The 16236-nt window shown below is 63.4% G+C and carries 16 protein-coding genes; 3 read left to right on the top strand and 13 right to left on the bottom strand.

Annotation, left to right across the window (positions count from 1 at the left end):
* Nucleotides 1-1197, top strand: coding sequence for a kynureninase (kynU, locus tag E1B25_RS10045; protein WP_132828900.1), 1197 nt, complete (start codon nt 1-3; stop codon nt 1195-1197).
* A gap of 26 nt (nt 1198-1223) precedes the next feature.
* The gene (locus E1B25_RS10040; protein WP_132828898.1) at nt 1224-1622 is read left to right on the top strand and encodes a RidA family protein; all 399 of its coding nucleotides are present in this window, start codon (nt 1224-1226) and stop codon (nt 1620-1622) included.
* A gap of 81 nt (nt 1623-1703) precedes the next feature.
* Here E1B25_RS10040 and E1B25_RS10035 read toward each other — a convergent pair whose 3' ends face one another.
* The 3 genes from E1B25_RS10035 to ilvD are packed head-to-tail and all read right to left on the bottom strand — an operon-like array spanning nt 1704 to nt 5012.
* Nucleotides 1704-2405, bottom strand: a complete 702-nt coding sequence (locus E1B25_RS10035; protein ID WP_132828897.1) for an arylmalonate decarboxylase — start codon at nt 2403-2405, stop codon at nt 1704-1706.
* Complete coding sequence (locus E1B25_RS10030) at nt 2402-3289, bottom strand: NAD(P)-dependent oxidoreductase (RefSeq protein ID WP_132828895.1); 888 nt, start codon at nt 3287-3289, stop codon at nt 2402-2404. Before E1B25_RS10030 ends, E1B25_RS10035 begins: the two co-directional genes overlap by 4 nt.
* Entirely contained in the window at nt 3282-5012 is a 1731-nt protein-coding gene (ilvD, locus tag E1B25_RS10025; protein ID WP_132828893.1) for a dihydroxy-acid dehydratase, read from the bottom strand. The genes E1B25_RS10030 and ilvD overlap by 8 nt, the downstream gene beginning before the upstream one ends.
* Nucleotides 5013-5107: 95 nt before the next feature.
* Here ilvD and E1B25_RS10020 point away from each other — a divergent pair, with 95 nt between their 5' ends.
* Complete coding sequence (locus E1B25_RS10020) at nt 5108-5899, top strand: 2-keto-4-pentenoate hydratase (RefSeq protein ID WP_165937594.1); 792 nt, start codon at nt 5108-5110, stop codon at nt 5897-5899.
* A 7-nt stretch (nt 5900-5906) separates the two neighbouring features.
* On the opposite strand, the gene E1B25_RS10015 is transcribed toward E1B25_RS10020, so the two are convergent.
* The 10 genes from E1B25_RS10015 to E1B25_RS09970 all read right to left on the bottom strand — a co-directional run bounded on the left by E1B25_RS10015 (nt 5907) and on the right by E1B25_RS09970 (nt 16231).
* Nucleotides 5907-7199: a TRAP transporter large permease gene (locus E1B25_RS10015; RefSeq protein WP_132828890.1), complete on the bottom strand. Its 1293-nt coding sequence runs from the start codon at nt 7197-7199 to the stop codon at nt 5907-5909.
* A gap of 6 nt (nt 7200-7205) precedes the next feature.
* Nucleotides 7206-7721, bottom strand: coding sequence for a TRAP transporter small permease (locus E1B25_RS10010; RefSeq protein WP_132828889.1), 516 nt, complete (start codon nt 7719-7721; stop codon nt 7206-7208).
* A gap of 19 nt (nt 7722-7740) precedes the next feature.
* On the bottom strand, nt 7741-8772 hold the full coding sequence (locus E1B25_RS10005) for a TRAP transporter substrate-binding protein (protein WP_165937593.1): 1032 nt from the start codon (nt 8770-8772) through the stop codon (nt 7741-7743).
* Between the two features lie 88 nt (nt 8773-8860).
* A complete protein-coding gene (locus tag E1B25_RS10000) occupies nt 8861-9586 on the bottom strand; it encodes an SDR family NAD(P)-dependent oxidoreductase (protein WP_132828885.1) in 726 nt (241 codons plus the stop codon).
* Entirely contained in the window at nt 9583-10368 is a 786-nt protein-coding gene (locus E1B25_RS09995) for a cyclase family protein (protein ID WP_132828884.1), read from the bottom strand. Before E1B25_RS09995 ends, E1B25_RS10000 begins: the two co-directional genes overlap by 4 nt.
* Nucleotides 10365-11615: an SDR family NAD(P)-dependent oxidoreductase gene (locus E1B25_RS09990; RefSeq protein WP_132828882.1), complete on the bottom strand. Its 1251-nt coding sequence runs from the start codon at nt 11613-11615 to the stop codon at nt 10365-10367. Before E1B25_RS09990 ends, E1B25_RS09995 begins: the two co-directional genes overlap by 4 nt.
* Entirely contained in the window at nt 11612-12781 is a 1170-nt protein-coding gene (locus E1B25_RS09985; protein WP_132828880.1) for a thiolase family protein, read from the bottom strand. The genes E1B25_RS09990 and E1B25_RS09985 overlap by 4 nt, the downstream gene beginning before the upstream one ends.
* Entirely contained in the window at nt 12781-14415 is a 1635-nt protein-coding gene (locus E1B25_RS09980) for an AMP-binding protein (protein ID WP_132828878.1), read from the bottom strand. The genes E1B25_RS09985 and E1B25_RS09980 overlap by 1 nt, the downstream gene beginning before the upstream one ends.
* Complete coding sequence (locus E1B25_RS09975; RefSeq protein ID WP_132828876.1) at nt 14412-14894, bottom strand: aromatic-ring-hydroxylating dioxygenase subunit beta; 483 nt, start codon at nt 14892-14894, stop codon at nt 14412-14414. The genes E1B25_RS09980 and E1B25_RS09975 overlap by 4 nt, the downstream gene beginning before the upstream one ends.
* Complete coding sequence (locus tag E1B25_RS09970) at nt 14891-16231, bottom strand: aromatic ring-hydroxylating dioxygenase subunit alpha (protein ID WP_132828875.1); 1341 nt, start codon at nt 16229-16231, stop codon at nt 14891-14893. Before E1B25_RS09970 ends, E1B25_RS09975 begins: the two co-directional genes overlap by 4 nt.
* Between the last annotated feature and the right edge of the window lie 5 nt (nt 16232-16236).

The following is a 16236-nucleotide window of genomic DNA, read 5'->3' as shown; positions in this document are numbered from 1 at the left end:
ATGAGCCAATCATCATTGCCCCGGAAGGATCTGTTCGATCTGCCCAAGGGGGTTATCTATCTTGACGGAAACTCGCTGGGGCCGCTGCCGAAGGGCGCGGTGGAGCGGGTCAGCGAGGCGATGCGCGCCGAGTGGGGCGGCGAGCTGATCAAGGCGTGGAACAGCGCTGGCTGGATGGATCTGCCGCGCGTGGTCGGGGACCGGATCGGGGAATTGATCGGCGCGCCGGCGGGCTCGGTCGCCACGGGTGATACGCTGTCGATCAAGGTCTATCAGGCGCTGGCGGCGGCGTTGAAAATACGCCCGGATCGCCGCGTGATCCTGTCGGACAATGGAAACTTCCCCTCTGATCTGTATATGGCCGAAGGGTTGGTCGGGCTGTTGGGGCAGGGCTATGAATTGCGCGCGCCCGATCCCGAGGCGGTGGCCGAGGCCATCACAGATGAGGTTGCGGTGGTGATGCTGACGCAGGTCGATTACCGCACAGGCCGGATGCACGACATGAATGCGATCACCAAGCTGGCCCATGACGCGGGCGCGGTGATGATCTGGGATCTGGCCCATAGCGCCGGTGCGGTGCCGGTGGATATGACCGGCAGCAATGCCGAATTCGCGGTTGGGTGTTCCTATAAATACCTCAATGGCGGCCCCGGTGCGCCGGCCTTCATCTATGCACGCCCGGATATCGTGCAGGATGTGCAACCGGCGCTGTCGGGCTGGCTCGGCCATGATGCGCCCTTCGCGATGGAGCGGCACTATCGCCCCGCGATGTCGACCGAACGCTTGCGGGTGGGCACGCCGCCGATCCTGCAATTGACGGTGCTGCAACAGGCGCTGACCGCTTGGGACGGGGTGGATATGGCGGATCTGCGCGCCGCCTCGCTGGCCCTGACCGATCGCTTCATCGTCGAGATCGAGGCCCGTTGCCCGCAATTGGAACTGGCGACCCCGCGCGATGGCGCGATCCGGGGCAGTCAGGTCTCGTTCAAGTTCGAACATGGCTATGCGGCGATTCAGGCGCTGATCGATCGTGGCGTGATCGGCGATTTCCGCGCCCCCGACATCATGCGCTTTGGCTTTACGCCGCTTTACATCGACGAGGGCGACGTGATCGCCGCCGCCGAGATCATCGAGGATGTGATCGGCAACGCGCTGTGGCGCGATGAGAAATATCAGACCCGGTCGCGGGTCACCTGAGACAATAGCGAACAGAAAGGCACGACATGACGAACACGGTTATCCAACCCGAAGGATGGGCCCCGGCCAAAGGCTATGCCAACGGTATTCTGGCACAGGACGGGACGCTTTATGTGGGCGGCCAGATCGGCTGGACCGCCGAGCAGAAGTTCGAACGCCATGATTTCATCGGTCAGATGGAGCAGGCGCTGAAGAATATCCTTGATGTGGTTAAGGCCGCAGGTGGCGGGGCCGAGCACGTCACGCGGTTGACATGGTTCGTCAAGGACAAGGCGGAATACATGGCGCATCAGGGCGAGATCGGCAAAACCTATCGCGCGGTTCTGGGGCGCAATTTTCCAGCCATGTCGCTGTTGGTGGTGGCGGATCTGCTGGAAGACGAGGCGCTGTTGGAGATCGAGGCCACGGCCTATATTCCGCAATAGGCGGGCCACAGTCCTATGAAGAAAGGGCCGTCCCGGCAGCGGGGCGGCCCTTTGGTTTTTGCCTTGGTCGGGCGTCGGGGCTCAGACCTCGAACAGCCGCCCATACCCCGGCGTGCGGCCAGAATGCCCCGCCAGTCGCGCCGCCCCCCAGGCCCCGGCGGTGGCGCTGGAAATCACCGGCAGATCATGGGCCGTTTCCAGCACCGGGATCACCGGCAATGTGTGCAAACCACCGCAGGAGATGAACAGGCAATCGGCCCCCGGCGCCGCCTTGATCGCCCGGTTCCCCAGCGCGATCAGGTCGTCATCGGTGGTGGCAAAAACCTCGTCCACGGTTTTCAGATGCATCGCCTCCAGCGCCACCACCTCATAGCCGAAAGCGGTGAGATAGCGGGTCAGCGCCTGATTGACCGGATCGGTATAGGCGGTGGCGACGGCAACCCGTTTCGCCCCGACCGCAGTCAGCGCGGCCAGCACCGAGTCGGTCATTGTCGTCACCGGTACCCCGCTGCCCGTGCGCAAGGCTCGCAACACCTCGGCGTTGCCCTCCGGCCCGCGATAGAAGCTGAGCGAGGTGCCCATCAAGGAGATCGCTTGCGCCCCGCGCGCCTTGAGGTCAGCGGCCAGATCGGACAGCCGGTCGATCACCTGATTGAAGCCCTCTGGCGTCACCTCTGGGATGGCGAGCCCGGTCGCGATAAACTCCAGATCGGGATAAAGCTGCGGCGGCTCTGGTGGCACAGCCCCGGCGGCGGGGGGCACGATCATGCCGATGGTGGTCATGTCCGTCCTTTCAAGGCAAGAATAATGGTCGAGATATCGTCCTGCGCGTGGCCCTGATCGCAGGCCGCACGCATCAGGGCGCGGGCGGTTTCGGTCATCGGCAGCGCTGAGTTGTCGTCGCCGACCTGTGCCACGGTGTCGAGATCCTTCAGCATCATCGCCACCGTGCCCAGCGGATTCTCGAACGTCTTCGCCGCCATGCGCGGGGCCAGCAGTTGAAACGGCTTTGAATCGGCAAACCCGCCGGCGAGTGCCTCGGTCAGGCGGGTGGCATCGACGCCCTTGGTCTTGGCGAACTGCACCGCCTCGGCCACCACCGCCATGGTGCAGCCCGAGATAATCTGATTGACCAACTTGGTCATCTGGCCGCTGCCGACCGGGCCCATATGGGTGACCCGCTGTGCCAGCGGGGCCATCACCGGTTCGGCCAGCGCGAAATCCGCCTTCGCGCCGCCCGCCATGATGGTCAGCGCGCCAGCGGTTGCCGCCGGTGTGCCGCCCGAGACCGGGGCATCCACCCAGCCCATGCCATTCGCCGCGCGCAACCGATCCGCAAAACCTTTGGTCTGCTCAGGGTCCATCGAGGAAAAGTCGACGAAAAGCTGCGGCCCCGCTACCTCGGCGATGCCATTCGCGCCGAACAGCACCGCCTCGACCGCGGCGGCATTGGTCAGGCAGGCCATGACCACATCGCTTTGCCGGGCCAGATCCGCCGGGCTGTCGGCACGGCGCGCCCCGGCGGCGACCGCCGCGTCGCATTTCGACGCGGTGCGGTTCCAGACCGTTACCTCATAGCCCGCCTTGAGCAGGTTCAACACCATCGGCCCGCCCATCAGCCCGGTGCCCAGATACCCCAGTCGATATCCCAGTCGCGGCTTATTCATCGTCAAGCCCATCCATCGGCCACTCGGCCGCGCCAGAATGGGTCACCGCACCGTAATAGGCGCTTTGAACTTGGGCGGCGTATTTCTCATGCACCCCGGCAAGGCGGCGCGGCGGGCGGGCCGCCAGCGCGGTGCGGCGTTGCTCCAACGTCGCCGCATCCACCAGCAGGTCGATTGCGCGGGCCTCGCGGGTGTCGATACGGATCAAATCACCGTTTTCAACCAGCGCCAGCGGCCCACCATCGCCCGCCTCGGGCGAGAGATAGCCGATGCACATGCCCCGCGTCGCGCCGGAAAAGCGGCCATCGGTGACCAAGGCCACCTTTTCGCCCATGCCCTGACCATAGATCACCGCCGTCGGCCCCAGCATCTCGCGCATGCCCGGGCCGCCTTTTGGCCCCTCGTTGCGGATGATGATGACCTCGCCCTCGGCGTAATCGCGTTTGCGCACGGCGGCCATGCACTCCTCTTCGCTTTCAAACACGCGGGCTGGCCCTTCATGCACACGGGTCTTCAACCCGGCCACCTTGATGAAGGCACCCAGCGGCGCAAGATTGCCTTTCAGCACGATAACCCCGCCAGAGCTGTCGCGCGCGTTGGATACCGGATGGATCACGTCGCCATCCGGGGCAGGGGCATCGGCCACCGCCTCGGCCAGCGTCTGGCCCGTCAGGGTCAGGGTGTCCCCGTGCATATGGCCGTTGGCGATCAATTCCTTGACGATCACCGGCACACCGCCCAACCGGTGCACGTCGAGCGCGTAATACTGCCCCCCCGGACGCAGGTTGCCGATCAGCGGTGTGCGCTCAAAAACCGCGCCGACATCATCCATGGTGAACGGGATGCCCGCCTCATGCGCGATGGCGCAAAGGTGCATCCCGGCATTGGTCGAGCCTCCGGTAGCGGCGACGATGGCGCAGGCGTTCTCCAGACTTTTACGTGTGATCAGATCGCGCGGCAGCGGGCCATTCTTCTCAAGGATCTGCATTACCATCTTGCCCGCCTTGCGGCCCAGCGCGGCACGTTCGGCAAACACCGCCGGGATCAGCGCCGAGCCCAGCGGCGAGACGCCCAGAACCTCGGCGACCATGCCCATGGTATTGGCGGTGAACTGGCCGGGGCAGGCGCCGACGGTGGGCATTGCCGCGCGCTCCATCGCGTCCAACTCGGCCTGATCCAACTCGCCGGTCATCACCGCGCCAGCGCCCTCATAAGTGTCGAGGATGCTGATCGTCTTGCCCTTGTACTCCCCCGGCAGGGTCGAGCCGCCATAGACAAAAACCGACGGCGTGTTCAGCCGCACCATCGCCATGATCATCGCAGGCAGGTTCTTGTCGCAGCCGCCATAGGCCACCAGCCCGTCATAGGCGTGCCCGCGCATCACCAGTTCGACGGAATCCGCGATCACCTCGCGCGACATCAGCGAGTTTTTCATGCCCTGATGGTTCATCGAGAACCCGTCCGAGACCGAAATGGTGGTGAATTCCCGCGGGGTTCCGCCGGCCTCTTGCACGCCGCGATAGGCATGCGCCGCCTGATCGCCCAGATTTGCGTTGCAGGGCGAGGTCTCTCCGGCGGTGCTGACCACGCCGATCATCGGGCGCGAGATGGCATCGTCATCAAGGCCCATGCCACGATAAAAGGCCCGGTGCGGCACCCGGTCAAGCCCGTCTGTGGTCACGCGGGAGCGCAGTTTGCGGGGTTTGGAAGCAGGGTCGGTCATAAGTCCTCCGAGGAAGCGGTTCGGTCTGGATTTCGCCGCTTGTGGGCGGCAACATGGGCGGGACAAAAGAAAAAATTGGCAGGGAGTTTGCCGCGATGAGCAGAGAATTGAGCGTGGAATTGCAGGGCTTGGCCGCCGCCGCCGCAACGGCACGGGCCGAGGTGCGCGCCTATGAGATGCCCGAGGGGCTGGAGGGCGCGCCGTTTGAGACCGCCTATGCGTTTCAGGAGGCACTTGTCGCCGCCACCAATGCGCGCGTGGGCGGGCACAAACTGGCGGTGAACGGGGCGCCGCAGATGGCGCATTTCGGGGTGTCGGACCCGGCGGCGGGGCGCATCCTTGCCGATGAAATGTACGAAAGCGATGCCGTTTTGCACAGCTCCCGGTTTCAGGAAATCGGGATCGAGCCCGAGCTTGCCGCGGTGATGGGGCCGGGGGTGGCGGATCTGGACGGGCCGGTGGACCGGGCCACCGCGATGGCCGCGATCGTGTGTTTTCGCCCGGCGATCGAGTTGATCGACCAGCGTGGCGTTCCGATGCCAAAGGTCGAACTGGCGCAGGCGATCGCGGTCAATGTGTTCAACGCCGGGATCGTGCTGGGCCGTGGCAGCATCGCGCCCGATGCGCTTGATCTTGACGCGCTGGAGGTGACGCTTGATCTGGACGGCGCGCGGGTGGGCACGGCCACCGGCGCGGCACCGCAGCACCCCTGCGATGCGGTGGCCTGGCTGATCGGGCATCTGGCCCGGCGCGGGCAGCGGCTGGACCCCGGCATGGTGGTGATGTGCGGCACCCACCTGCCGCTGCGGGTCCTGGACCCGGAAGCGCGGCAGGTGGAGGTCACGATGGGGGGGCTGGGCCGCGTCGGCTTTACCGTCGCGGCCTAGACATCGCTCAGACCACATAGGTGGCCAACCAGGTCGATATCCAAGGCACCAGCACGATCAGCGACAGCCGGAAGATATCGGCCACCCAAAACGGCGTGACCCCTTTGAAGATGGTGCCGGTGCTCACGTCAGGCAGCACGCCGCGCAGCACAAAGACGTTGAGACCGACCGGCGGGGTGATCAGGCTGATCTCGGTCACCACCACCACCACGATCCCGAACCAGATCGGGTCATAGCCCAGCTGCATCACCAGCGGATAGAAGATCGGCACCGTGAGCAGGATCATCGACATGCTCTCGAACACGCAGCCCAACAGCAGGTAGATCACCAGAATGGCGGTGATCACCAGCCACGGGGTTTCCTGAAACTGCATCGCGATCCGCACCAGCGCCTGCGGAAAGTCCGTCAGGTTGATGAAGTTCGCGAACAACAGCGCCCCGATCAGCACGGCAAACAGCATCGCCGTGGTGGCGACGCTTTCCTCGAGGATTTCCATGAACACGTTCCAGTTCAGCGCACCACGAAAGAGCGCGAAAAGGAACGAGCCGAGCGCGCCGATACCCGCCGCTTCGGTGGGAGAGAAGATACCGCCATAGATGCCGCCCATCACCACGATGAACAGGATCAGAACGCCCCAGACCGAGCGCAGCGCGCGCAGCCGTTCCGGCCAGGTCTGGCGAGGGGCGGCAGGGCCCTCTTGCGGGCGACGCCATGTCACCCAGCGCACCGCCAGCAGGTAAAACAGCATGCCGATCGCGCCGGGCAGGATACCGGCGGCAAACAGTTTGCCGATGCTTTGCTGGGTCAGAATGCCGTACATCACCAGCATGACCGAGGGTGGGATCAGGATGCCCAGCGTACCGCCCGCCGCGATTGAGCCGGTGGCCAGCGAATCCGAATAGCCGAACCGCCGCATCGAGGGCATCGCGACCTTGGACATGGTCGCCGCCGTGGCCAGCGACGATCCGCAGATCGCCGAGAACCCGCCGCAGGCCACGACCGTGGCCATGGCAAGCCCGCCCTTGCGGTGGCCGAGAAAGGCGTTGGAGGCATTGTAAAGCTCGGCCGCGAGCCGGGCGCGGGCGACGAAATTGCCCATCAGCACGAATAGCGGCACGACCGAGAGTTCATAATTTATGGCGGCGTCAAACGCGGTCTGGCCGACGTTGTAAAGCGCGGCCATCGGGCTGTTGACCCAGGCCATGCCGGCAAAGCCCACCAATGCCATCACAAAGGCGATGGGAATGCGCAGGAAGGCAAGGATCAGCAGGACGGCAAGGCCGACGAGGGCTTCGGTCATGTCGGTTTATCCCCGGATCTTTCTGCCGGATATCACCAGCATGATATTGGCAAGTGCGGACAGCGTGGCCACGGCGCACAGGACGGCCATCAGGGCGCTGAACGGCCAAAGGTTGAGATAGAGTTCATCCGTCACCTCTTCGTAATAGCGTTGGTCCATCGACTTGACCGCCAGCCGCCAGGTGATCAGCCCCAGCGCCGTGGCGCTGAACAGATGCACCGCCACCGACTGCAGCCGGGCCAGCGGCGCCGGGATGAGATGGTCGAGCAGATCAACGGTGACGTGACCCTCGCGCAGGACGGTCAGTGGCAGCGCACAGAAGATGATCGCCGGCATCATCAGCGACACCATTTCATAGGCCGCGGGTAAGGGCGCGGAAAACAGGTATCGGCCAGCCACATCGACAAAGGTCATGATCATCATCGAGAACAGCAGCAGGCAGGCGATGCGCGACAGAAGACGCGCCAGCGGGGTGAAACCGCGGATATGATCCGCGGTCCCATAAGTGCTTTGAATGTCCACGTCGGATGCTCCCCGGGCCTTATTCGGCCGTCAGTTCGGCCATCTGGGCCTTGAAGTATGCGTACATGGCCTTGCCATCGACACCTTCGGCTTCGGCCGCGACGTAGTAATCGGCGAGGAAGCCGTCGCGCAACTCGGTGATGGCGCTCATCAGTGCGGGGGAGGCATCGACGATGGTGTTGCCATTGGCCTTGAGATCCTCAAGCCCCTTGGTGTTGATCACGTCCCAGCCATGACCCGCCAGTTTGGCGAAAGCTTCGCCAGAGTATTTGTCGATGATGGCCTTGTCCTCGTCCGGCAGCTTGTCATAGGCGCGCTGGTTGATGAACAGGAAGTGGCTGGAGGAATACCAGCCGCCCGGCACGTTGGTCGAGTATTTGGTGACGTTGGTCAGGTTGAAGCTGGTCACGCTCTCATAGGGGAACATGATGCCGTCAGCGATGCCCGAGGACAGGATCTCATAGGATTTCGATGATGGCTGGCGGATTGACACGCCGCCCCAGGCCTCGGTGATGGCCATCGGGATCGGGCCGCCGGTGCGCATCTTCTGGCCTTCCATGTCGGCCGGGCTTTCGATCAGCTTCTTGGTGTGATGCACCTGACCGGGGCCGTGCATCATCATGCCGACCAGATGGACGCCCTTGTACAGGTCCTTGTCGGCGAGAAACTTGTCATGGGTGCGTTGCAGCGCGATCGAGGTGGCCTCGGCGCTGTCGCCCATCAGCGGCAGTTCGGCAAAGAGGTAGGCGGTGAACTGTTTGCGGGCATAGCCATGCACAGAAAAGGAGACATCGGCCTGACCGGTGCGCACCGCGTCCAGCGCCGCAGGCGGTGAGGAGACAGGTTTGGGCAGCCGTTTGAAGGTGATGCGGCCTTCGCTTTCTTTCTCGATCGCTTCGATCCAGGGGATGTAAATGTTGAGGTTGACCGGGTGACTCCACGGAATCCACGAGGAATAGGTCAGCTCGGTCTGGGCCAGCGCCGCGCTGGCGGTGAGTCCTGCCGCGGTGATCCCGGCGGCAAATGTGGTGATCAGACGTTTCAGTGTCATGGGAGTGGTCCTCTGCTGTTGGGTCTTGGTTTTTTTATTTTTAGTTTGGGTACAAGTTAACGAACGCAAGTGGCCTTGTCGTCGGCTGTCACAATTGCAGGGTGCCGATACTGGCCCCACCGCACACATAAAGCGTTTGACCGGTGACAAAGCTGTTTTCTGGGTCACAAAAGAAAAGGAAGGCGTTGGAGATGTCGCGCACCTCGCCCAGACGCCCCACCGGGATGCGTCCGGCCAGTGCGGCCTCCTGATCGCTGTCCTTTTCGATGATGCCCCAGAAATTGTCGGTGCGCACCGGCCCGGGGGCCACCACGTTGACGGTGATCCCGTGCGGTGCCAGTTCCAGCGCCCAAGTGCGTGCCATGCCGATCATGCCGGCCTTGGTCGCGGAATAGGCGGTGCGGGTCGGCACACCAAGCGCGGCGCGCGAGCCGTTGAAGACGATGCGGCCAAAGCCTGCGGCCTTCATCGCTGGCAGAAACGCCTGCAGCAAGGTCAGCGCGCTGCCAAGGTGGATCTGGGTCAGGCCCAAGAGATCGTTTGGCGTCGCGTCTTCCAGCAGATTGGGCCAGATCAACCCGGCATTATGGATCAGGTGGGTGACCTGATGCGCGGCGGCGATCTCGGCGGCGGTCTGGGCCACCGCGTCAGCGTGCAGCAGGTCACACCGCACACTGGTCAGGTTGTCATGGCTGAAATCGGGATCGTGGCGCGCAACCGAGATCACGCGATAGCCACGCTCCAGCAGGCGTTTGGCCAGATCGGCGCCGATGCCCTTGGAGGCGCCGGTGATGACGGCAGTGTATTTGGTCATGCGGTGTCCTTTTCGATCATCGCCAGCACCCGCAGCGGGCTGCCGGTGCCGTTGCGGATCTTGAGCGGGGCGGCCATCAGCACCGCGCCGGTGGGTGGCAAACGGTCAAGCCCGTGCAGACATTGCAGCCCGTATTTCCCCGCGCCATGCAGCAGGAAATGCGCCGGATAGGGCGGGCTGAGATGCATGCCTTGGCCAGCATCGGTGCCGACGGTTTCGGTGCCAAAGCCGCGAATGGCGCGCTGCTCGATCAGAAAGCGGATCGCCTCGGGCGTGGGGCCAGGGGAATGTGGCCCGTCGTCATGCATATTGAGATAGGCGGCGCCGGATTTCTTGGACCAGTCGGTGCGCATCAGCACCCAGGCATCGGGCGGGATGGGGCCATGCTCGCCCTCCCACGCGGTGATATGCTCGGGGCGCAGCAGGAAATCGGGATCTTCGGCGGATTGCGCGGAACAGTCGATCACCACGACGGGGCCGACAAAGCGTTCGACCGGGATCTCGTCCACCGCCGATTGCGGCAGATCGCGCCCCGAGACCCAGTGACTGGGCGCGTCGAAATGGGTGCCGGTATGTTCGGACATGGAAATGTTGTGCCATTTCCATGCCGGACCACGATGGTCATAGGCGCTGATCTCTTCCATGCGAAAGCGGGCGCATTGGCCGAACTCGGGCGGCAGCACGATGACCGGAAAATCCGGGTCAAGCGTATGGGTGAGATCGATCACCTCGATTTCACCGCTGGCAAGCGCACTGGCGAGATTGGCAAGGGGCGAGGTCATGCTTCACCTCCCATGGTAAGTTCGCGCTCCAACACTTTGGGATCGCGCCTGTATTTATCGGCCATATCCTTGGCGACATCGCCGCAATAGACATCTTCCAGCCCGTCAGTCAGCCCTTTGATCACGTCACGCGCCAATGCGTTCGCGGTCACTTTGGGGGGTGGCAGGGGTTGGTGCCAGTCATCCTCGGTCGGGCCGACATAGGTGTTCATCACCCGCAATCCGGCGCTGCGGAATTCGCCCCGCAGGCTTTGGCTAAGCGCCCGTGCGGCGGATTGAGAAGCAGAAAAACACCCCATTTCCGGGCTGTTGGACAGCGAGGTTGCGGCGAGAATATTGACCCAGGCGACGGCGGAATTGACCCCGTCGCCGGTGCGCGCGCACATCGCAGGGCCAAAGGCTTGCGCCAGACGCATCAGCCCGAGGTAATTCACCTCGATCTCGTCGCGGGCAAACCCGGTATCGCCGCGCGCCAACACACCGCCGGGGCGCAGAAAGCGAGCGTTGTTGATCAGGATGTCGACCTTGCTGCCATATTCGGCGGCCATGCGATTGACCGAGGAGGTATCGGTCACGTCGAGAGGCAGAAACTCCACCCCCAGCGACTCCAGCGCGGCACGTTCGGGATAGGGGCGCCAGGTCTCGCCCTCGCCAACGAACACATGCGCGGCACCCGCTGTCCGCAAGGCCTTTGCCAGCGCCGGCGCGTTGGGGGTGCGCGCGTCGGTGATCAACACGCGGCGATAATTGGGATCGGAACTCATCGCGCGCAATTGCGGATCGTCCTGCATGTTCGGCGTCCTTTTCTCGGGGGTCGCGATCAGCACCCCTTGTCCGGCGCGATCAAGCCGGTTCAGCAGCACCACCCGCGCGCCCTTTTCGCAATCGCCATGCACATGGCAGATCACCGAAGGGCCAAGATCAAGCTGCACGGTGCCGGTGCGCCAAGGTAGGCGGTCGCGGAAATACAGGCTGGTGGTGGCGCGGATGAAGGTGTCGGCGATCAGCGTTCCCTTGGGCGAAACATCGCGCCACGGCAATTCGGTCGACAGACAGGTGGAACAGGCATCGCGCGGCGGGTATTGCACCGCGCCACATTCGGCGCAGCATTGCAGGGCGAACCGTCCCTCGGCCGCCGCCGCCGTCAGGCCCAGCGCGGCGCGGCTGCGCCCTTCCGGTGGGCGCGTCGGGGAGACGGTGCGCTTTTGCGGGTTCTTTTTGAGAGGGGGCTGCAACGGGTCACTCATGCGGTGCCCTCCAGAATGGCGGCGCTGGAACAGACGCCACGATCATAGTTGATCATGCCAAAACCAGAAACGAGCGCGCGTCTGGCGTCCTTGACCTGAGTGCCCGCGGCGGTTCCGGTGACTTGCCGGATCGCCTCGACCAGCCCGATGAACCCACCCGCCGCACCGGCCTGACCTGCGGAAAGCTGGCCGCCATTGGTGTTATGGGGGAAATCGCCGGTCACGGTCATGTCGCGGCTGCGCAGGAACTCTGGCGCGCCGCCTTTTTCACAAAACCCCAGATCCTCGATCTGCATCATCGAAATGACGGGGTAATCATCATAGGTCTGCACCAGATCCATATCGGTGGGCGCACAGCCCGCCATGTCATACAGATCATCCACGTCCAGCGTCCAACCACCGCGCAGTTGGATCGGGTCGCTGGCATGGGCGTTGTGGCGTTCGATCGTGCCCTTGATGCGGGCAAAGGGAAGGTCGCGTTTGATCGCTTCGTCCTCGCGCATCACAAGAAAGGCCTCAGATCCGGCACAGGGCATCACGCAATCAAACAACGCGATGGGGTCGGCAATGGCGCGGGCATTCAGGTAATCCTCAAGCGTCAGCGGTTTTTTCATCATTGCATTGGGATAGCGCAAGGCATTGTCGCGCTGTGCCACGCAGATGCGTCCGAAATCCTCACGCGTTGCATTAAATTCTTGCATATAACGGTCTGTCAAAAGGGCGAAATTCACGTTCGGCCCGCCAAAGCCATAGGGATAGGACGCATCCGAGGCAAAGCGCGAAAAGCCCGACAACAGGGTGCGGAAACTGTCGATATGGTTGGTGTCCCCGGCAACGCAGGCCACGATATCGGCGTCCCCCGCCTGCACCGCGCGGGCGGCCCGGCGTAGCGCCACGACACCGCTGGCCCCGCCCATCGGGATATGATCCAGCCAGCGCGGGCACAGCCCCAGATGCTGGGTCAGTCCGACGGCGGTATCCGGCGAAAGGGTGAAGCTGGAGACGGTAAACCCGTCGATCTCCAGTGGTTTCAGACCCGCCGCCTGCAGGCTGGCGCGCAGGGCGCGGGCAATCCACCAATGCGCGGTTTCGATCGAATAGCGTTCGTAAGGCACCGAAACCGGAGCCGTGACAACCACGCCGTCATAGCCTTGCCGTCGTGCCATCAGGCCACCTGCCGTTTCTTAAGTGCGGTGAGGTCATGCGCCTTGCCTGCCGCCAACAGATCGGCGGCCAGCACCTTGAGCGTCGCGCGCTGGATCTTTTGCGTGGCGGTCAGCGGCAGCGCGTCTACAAAGGCGATGTAGCCGGGCACCTTGTAATAGGCCATGCGCGTCAGCGCCCAATCCGCGATCTCGCGCGCTTTTTGCGGCGAGGGGTCCGCGACCGTCAGGCAGGCAAACACCTCGTCCCCGCGCACCGCGTCGGGCACCGGGGCCACCCCTGCGGCGGTGATGTCGGGGTGGCGCATCAGCACCGATTCCACCTCGACCGCCGCGATATTCTCGCCCGAGCGGCGGATCACGTTCTTCTTGCGGTCGACAAAGAACATATTGCCCATCTCGTCCTGTCGCACGATGTCGCCGGTGTGGAAATAACCGCCTTCCCAAGCCTCGGCCGTGGCCTCAGGGTTCTTGTAATAGCAGGTAAAGAAGCCCAGACGCGGATCATCGCCACTGCGTCGGATCAACAGCTCACCCGGCGCGCCCGGTGGCACGTCGGCCCCGGCGTCATCGACGATGCGCAGCTCCACCGCCTTGGAGGGGCTGCCAAGACAGGCGCGCCCGACCAGCCGGTCCTTGGTATGGGCCGAGATCGCGGCACCGGCCCCGGTTTCGGTCATCGCCCAGGCCTCGACCAGGGAAAAGCCGAAGCGGGCTTCGAAATTGGCCTGCAGTTTCGGATCGACTCCGGCACCAAAGCCAAAGCGCACCGCATGGTCTCGGTCCGCCGGGCTTTCGGGCGCGCCCATCAGCATTGAGGGCATCACGCCAAGATAATGCAGGCAGGTGGCCTTTGCGTCGCGCACGTCGTCCCACCAGCTGCGCGGATGGAACCGGTCCAGCGCGGTCAGGCAGCCGCCGACGATAATCATCACCGGAAAGGAACAGGCCATGGCGTTCATGTGAAAAATCGGCAGCGGGGTGATCATCCGCTCGCCCTGTTCGGACAGCGTGGCAATGCCGCCGAGGCCGGCGTACCAGTCGCCGGATTCAAAGAAATAGCTGTTGGACAAGACGCAGCCCTTGGGCTGCCCCGTGGTGCCCGAGGTATAAAGCACCGCCGCCTCGCGCGCGGGCCCATCCGCCTGATCCGCCGCCTCGGCCCCGGCACGCGGGGCCGGGGGCGTCTCACCCGGCGCGATGACGTTGAGCGCGATACCCGCCGCCTTGGCCGCCGCGCGCAATTCCTCGGCGCGGGCGGGGATCGCCACGATCAGCGCCGGTTCGGCATGTCCGATCATATATTCCAGCTCAGACGCGCGCAGGTCGGGGTTGATCGGCACCACCGAGGCCCCGATCCGGTTCAGCGCCAGCCATGTCAGAAAGAACACGGGGCGGTTTTCCAGCAGCAGCGCCACCCGCATCCGGGGGCCATAGCCTGCGGCGGTAAAGGCCTCGGACAGCGCATCGACCTGCTCCAGCGCCGCACCATAGGAGGTTTCCCCGGCCTCGATGTCGTAAATCCGCGCGGTGGACTCCAGCACGTTGAGCATGGGGCGTTCGGGCCAGCGGTGGGCGGCGGCGGCAAAGGCGTCATAAACGCTGTTGAAATCGCGCAGTTTCATCGTGGCGCTCATGGCAGCAACTGGATGTTGCCGAAGGCGGCGTCACTGTTCAGCAGATCGACCCGCTTGTTCGCGATGCGGATCTTGCCATCGACCACGCAAAGCTCATGCGTGGCGGTGATCGCCAGCAGGAATTGTTCGTCCAGCCGGGTTTCGACGTAATGCATGTTGGTATTGGTGACATAGCGGTTGGCCGCATCCTCCATCACATCGACAAAGGGGCGCTGGATCACGTGGTGACAGCGGCTTTTCGGTTTCTGGCTGAAGGTCCGGGCCCCGTTCAAACGCTCCACCCGCAGGCGCAGCATGAATTGATCCTCATACAGCAGGGAGGTGATGCAATCGGGGTCGGTCTGTTTGTAATCGAGCGGCATCCAATAGATCCCGTCGGGCATCCAAAGCTCCATCCATTCGGAAAAGCGGCCCTCGTCCAACATGCGGGCCTCGTCATAGATGAAATCGATCAGGTCGTCGCGGCTGGGAAAGCTCATTGCTGGACCTCCGCTGTTTCGGTTGTGGGTTGGGGCGACATGAATTTCGCCCAAGCGTGGAACTGGTTGCGCATCTGCCGTTCGGTGGTGCCGTTCTCGACCGCCTCATGGTCAAGATCCTCGCCCTCTTGATACAGGCGCTGGATGTTGACCCATTCCAGCCCGTCGGCGGCCAGACCTTCCTGCGCGCGTTCGTACATCTCAAGATCATCGTGCCCCACCATCGAGGTCGGCGCATTGATCAGCCGATTGTACATGGCGGTGCGCGCCAGCAGTTGATCGGGCGCATCGACAAGGCGGTAAATATAGCTTTCCACCAAGGTCTTGTCGGGGCCCAGCGGGATAAAGTTGCGCAGCTGCTGGATCGGCCCCTTGATCATGATGTTGGGGAAATAGACGGTGTTGTGCCGGTTCTCGCCCAGGATCTGTTTTGCCTTTTCCTCGCCATAGGCCTCGACCATCTGCTCGAAATAGCCGGGAATGGTGGAATAATCGGAGTGGATCGAATGATGCACGCCGGTGTGCCCGTGGCCGTTGGGCCAAGTGCGGATGCCCATGTTCTCGAAGAATTCGTAAGGTGACATGAACGGCGCGATGATCTCCATCGCCATTGGTTTGGGCTTGTCCTCGGGCCAGTCCATGTCCTCGAAGATCTTGACCGCGGTGCCGGCACTGGATTCATGCGCCACCATCGGGTGGCAGGTGTCGGTCTGGTTCTCGACCAGCATTTTCCAGTTGCACTGGTGCATATAGCGCAACGGCGGACCGGCGACCTCAAGCCGTCCGGCGGGAGAGCGATCGACCATGTTGTCGAGCGAGGACAGGCTGTCGCCGAAATAGTCCTCAAAGCTGATGCCCTCCTCGGCCAGCCGGGCAAAGATGAAGCCGCGATAATTCTTGACCGCGCCAACGGCTTTCATGCCCTTGCCGTTCTCGGTCTGCTCCAGCCCGGTGCCCTCGTAACCCTTTTTCAGCGGGATCGCGAGCCGGCAGCCGTCGGTCTTGAACGACCAGGCGTGATAGGGGCAGCGAAAGAACTTGCCGGTGTTGCCTTGGCGGTCGATGGCGATCTTGGTGCCCTTGTGCGGGCAGCGATTGTAGAGAACGTGGATCTCACCGTTGCTGTGGCGCACCTGAATGATCGGCTGATCGCCCAGTTGCGTGGTGAAATAATCGCCCTTGTTCGGGGTCTGGCTGTCATGGCCGACAAAGACCCAAGTGTTGCGAAACAGGTGCTTCATCTCAAGCCGGTACACATCCGGGTCGGTATAGACGTCGCGGTGAACCTGATGTGGCTGGACCAGATCGGTGACGGTGTCGACGGTATAGGCTGGCATGAGGG

The organism is Antarcticimicrobium sediminis, assembly GCF_004348975.1.
In the GTDB taxonomy this organism is placed as follows: Bacteria; Pseudomonadota; Alphaproteobacteria; order Rhodobacterales; family Rhodobacteraceae; genus Antarcticimicrobium; species Antarcticimicrobium sediminis.
This window is presented reverse-complemented; position numbering and strand designations above follow the sequence as displayed.

Coding starts and splice junctions, on each gene's coding strand:
- kynU (WP_132828900.1), top strand. CDS start 1: ATGAGCCAATCATCATTGCCCCGGAAGGATCTGTTCGATCTGCCCAAG.
- E1B25_RS10040 (WP_132828898.1), top strand. CDS start 1,224: ATGACGAACACGGTTATCCAACCCGAAGGATGGGCCCCGGCCAAAGGC.
- E1B25_RS10035 (WP_132828897.1), bottom strand. CDS start 2,405: ATGACCACCATCGGCATGATCGTGCCCCCCGCCGCCGGGGCTGTGCCA.
- E1B25_RS10030 (WP_132828895.1), bottom strand. CDS start 3,289: ATGAATAAGCCGCGACTGGGATATCGACTGGGGTATCTGGGCACCGGG.
- ilvD (WP_132828893.1), bottom strand. CDS start 5,012: ATGACCGACCCTGCTTCCAAACCCCGCAAACTGCGCTCCCGCGTGACC.
- E1B25_RS10020 (WP_165937594.1), top strand. CDS start 5,108: ATGAGCAGAGAATTGAGCGTGGAATTGCAGGGCTTGGCCGCCGCCGCC.
- E1B25_RS10015 (WP_132828890.1), bottom strand. CDS start 7,199: ATGACCGAAGCCCTCGTCGGCCTTGCCGTCCTGCTGATCCTTGCCTTC.
- E1B25_RS10005 (WP_165937593.1), bottom strand. CDS start 8,772: ATGACACTGAAACGTCTGATCACCACATTTGCCGCCGGGATCACCGCG.
- E1B25_RS10000 (WP_132828885.1), bottom strand. CDS start 9,586: ATGACCAAATACACTGCCGTCATCACCGGCGCCTCCAAGGGCATCGGC.
- E1B25_RS09995 (WP_132828884.1), bottom strand. CDS start 10,368: ATGACCTCGCCCCTTGCCAATCTCGCCAGTGCGCTTGCCAGCGGTGAA.
- E1B25_RS09990 (WP_132828882.1), bottom strand. CDS start 11,615: ATGAGTGACCCGTTGCAGCCCCCTCTCAAAAAGAACCCGCAAAAGCGC.
- E1B25_RS09985 (WP_132828880.1), bottom strand. CDS start 12,781: ATGGCACGACGGCAAGGCTATGACGGCGTGGTTGTCACGGCTCCGGTT.
- E1B25_RS09980 (WP_132828878.1), bottom strand. CDS start 14,415: ATGAGCGCCACGATGAAACTGCGCGATTTCAACAGCGTTTATGACGCC.
- E1B25_RS09975 (WP_132828876.1), bottom strand. CDS start 14,894: ATGAGCTTTCCCAGCCGCGACGACCTGATCGATTTCATCTATGACGAG.
- E1B25_RS09970 (WP_132828875.1), bottom strand. CDS start 16,231: ATGCCAGCCTATACCGTCGACACCGTCACCGATCTGGTCCAGCCACAT.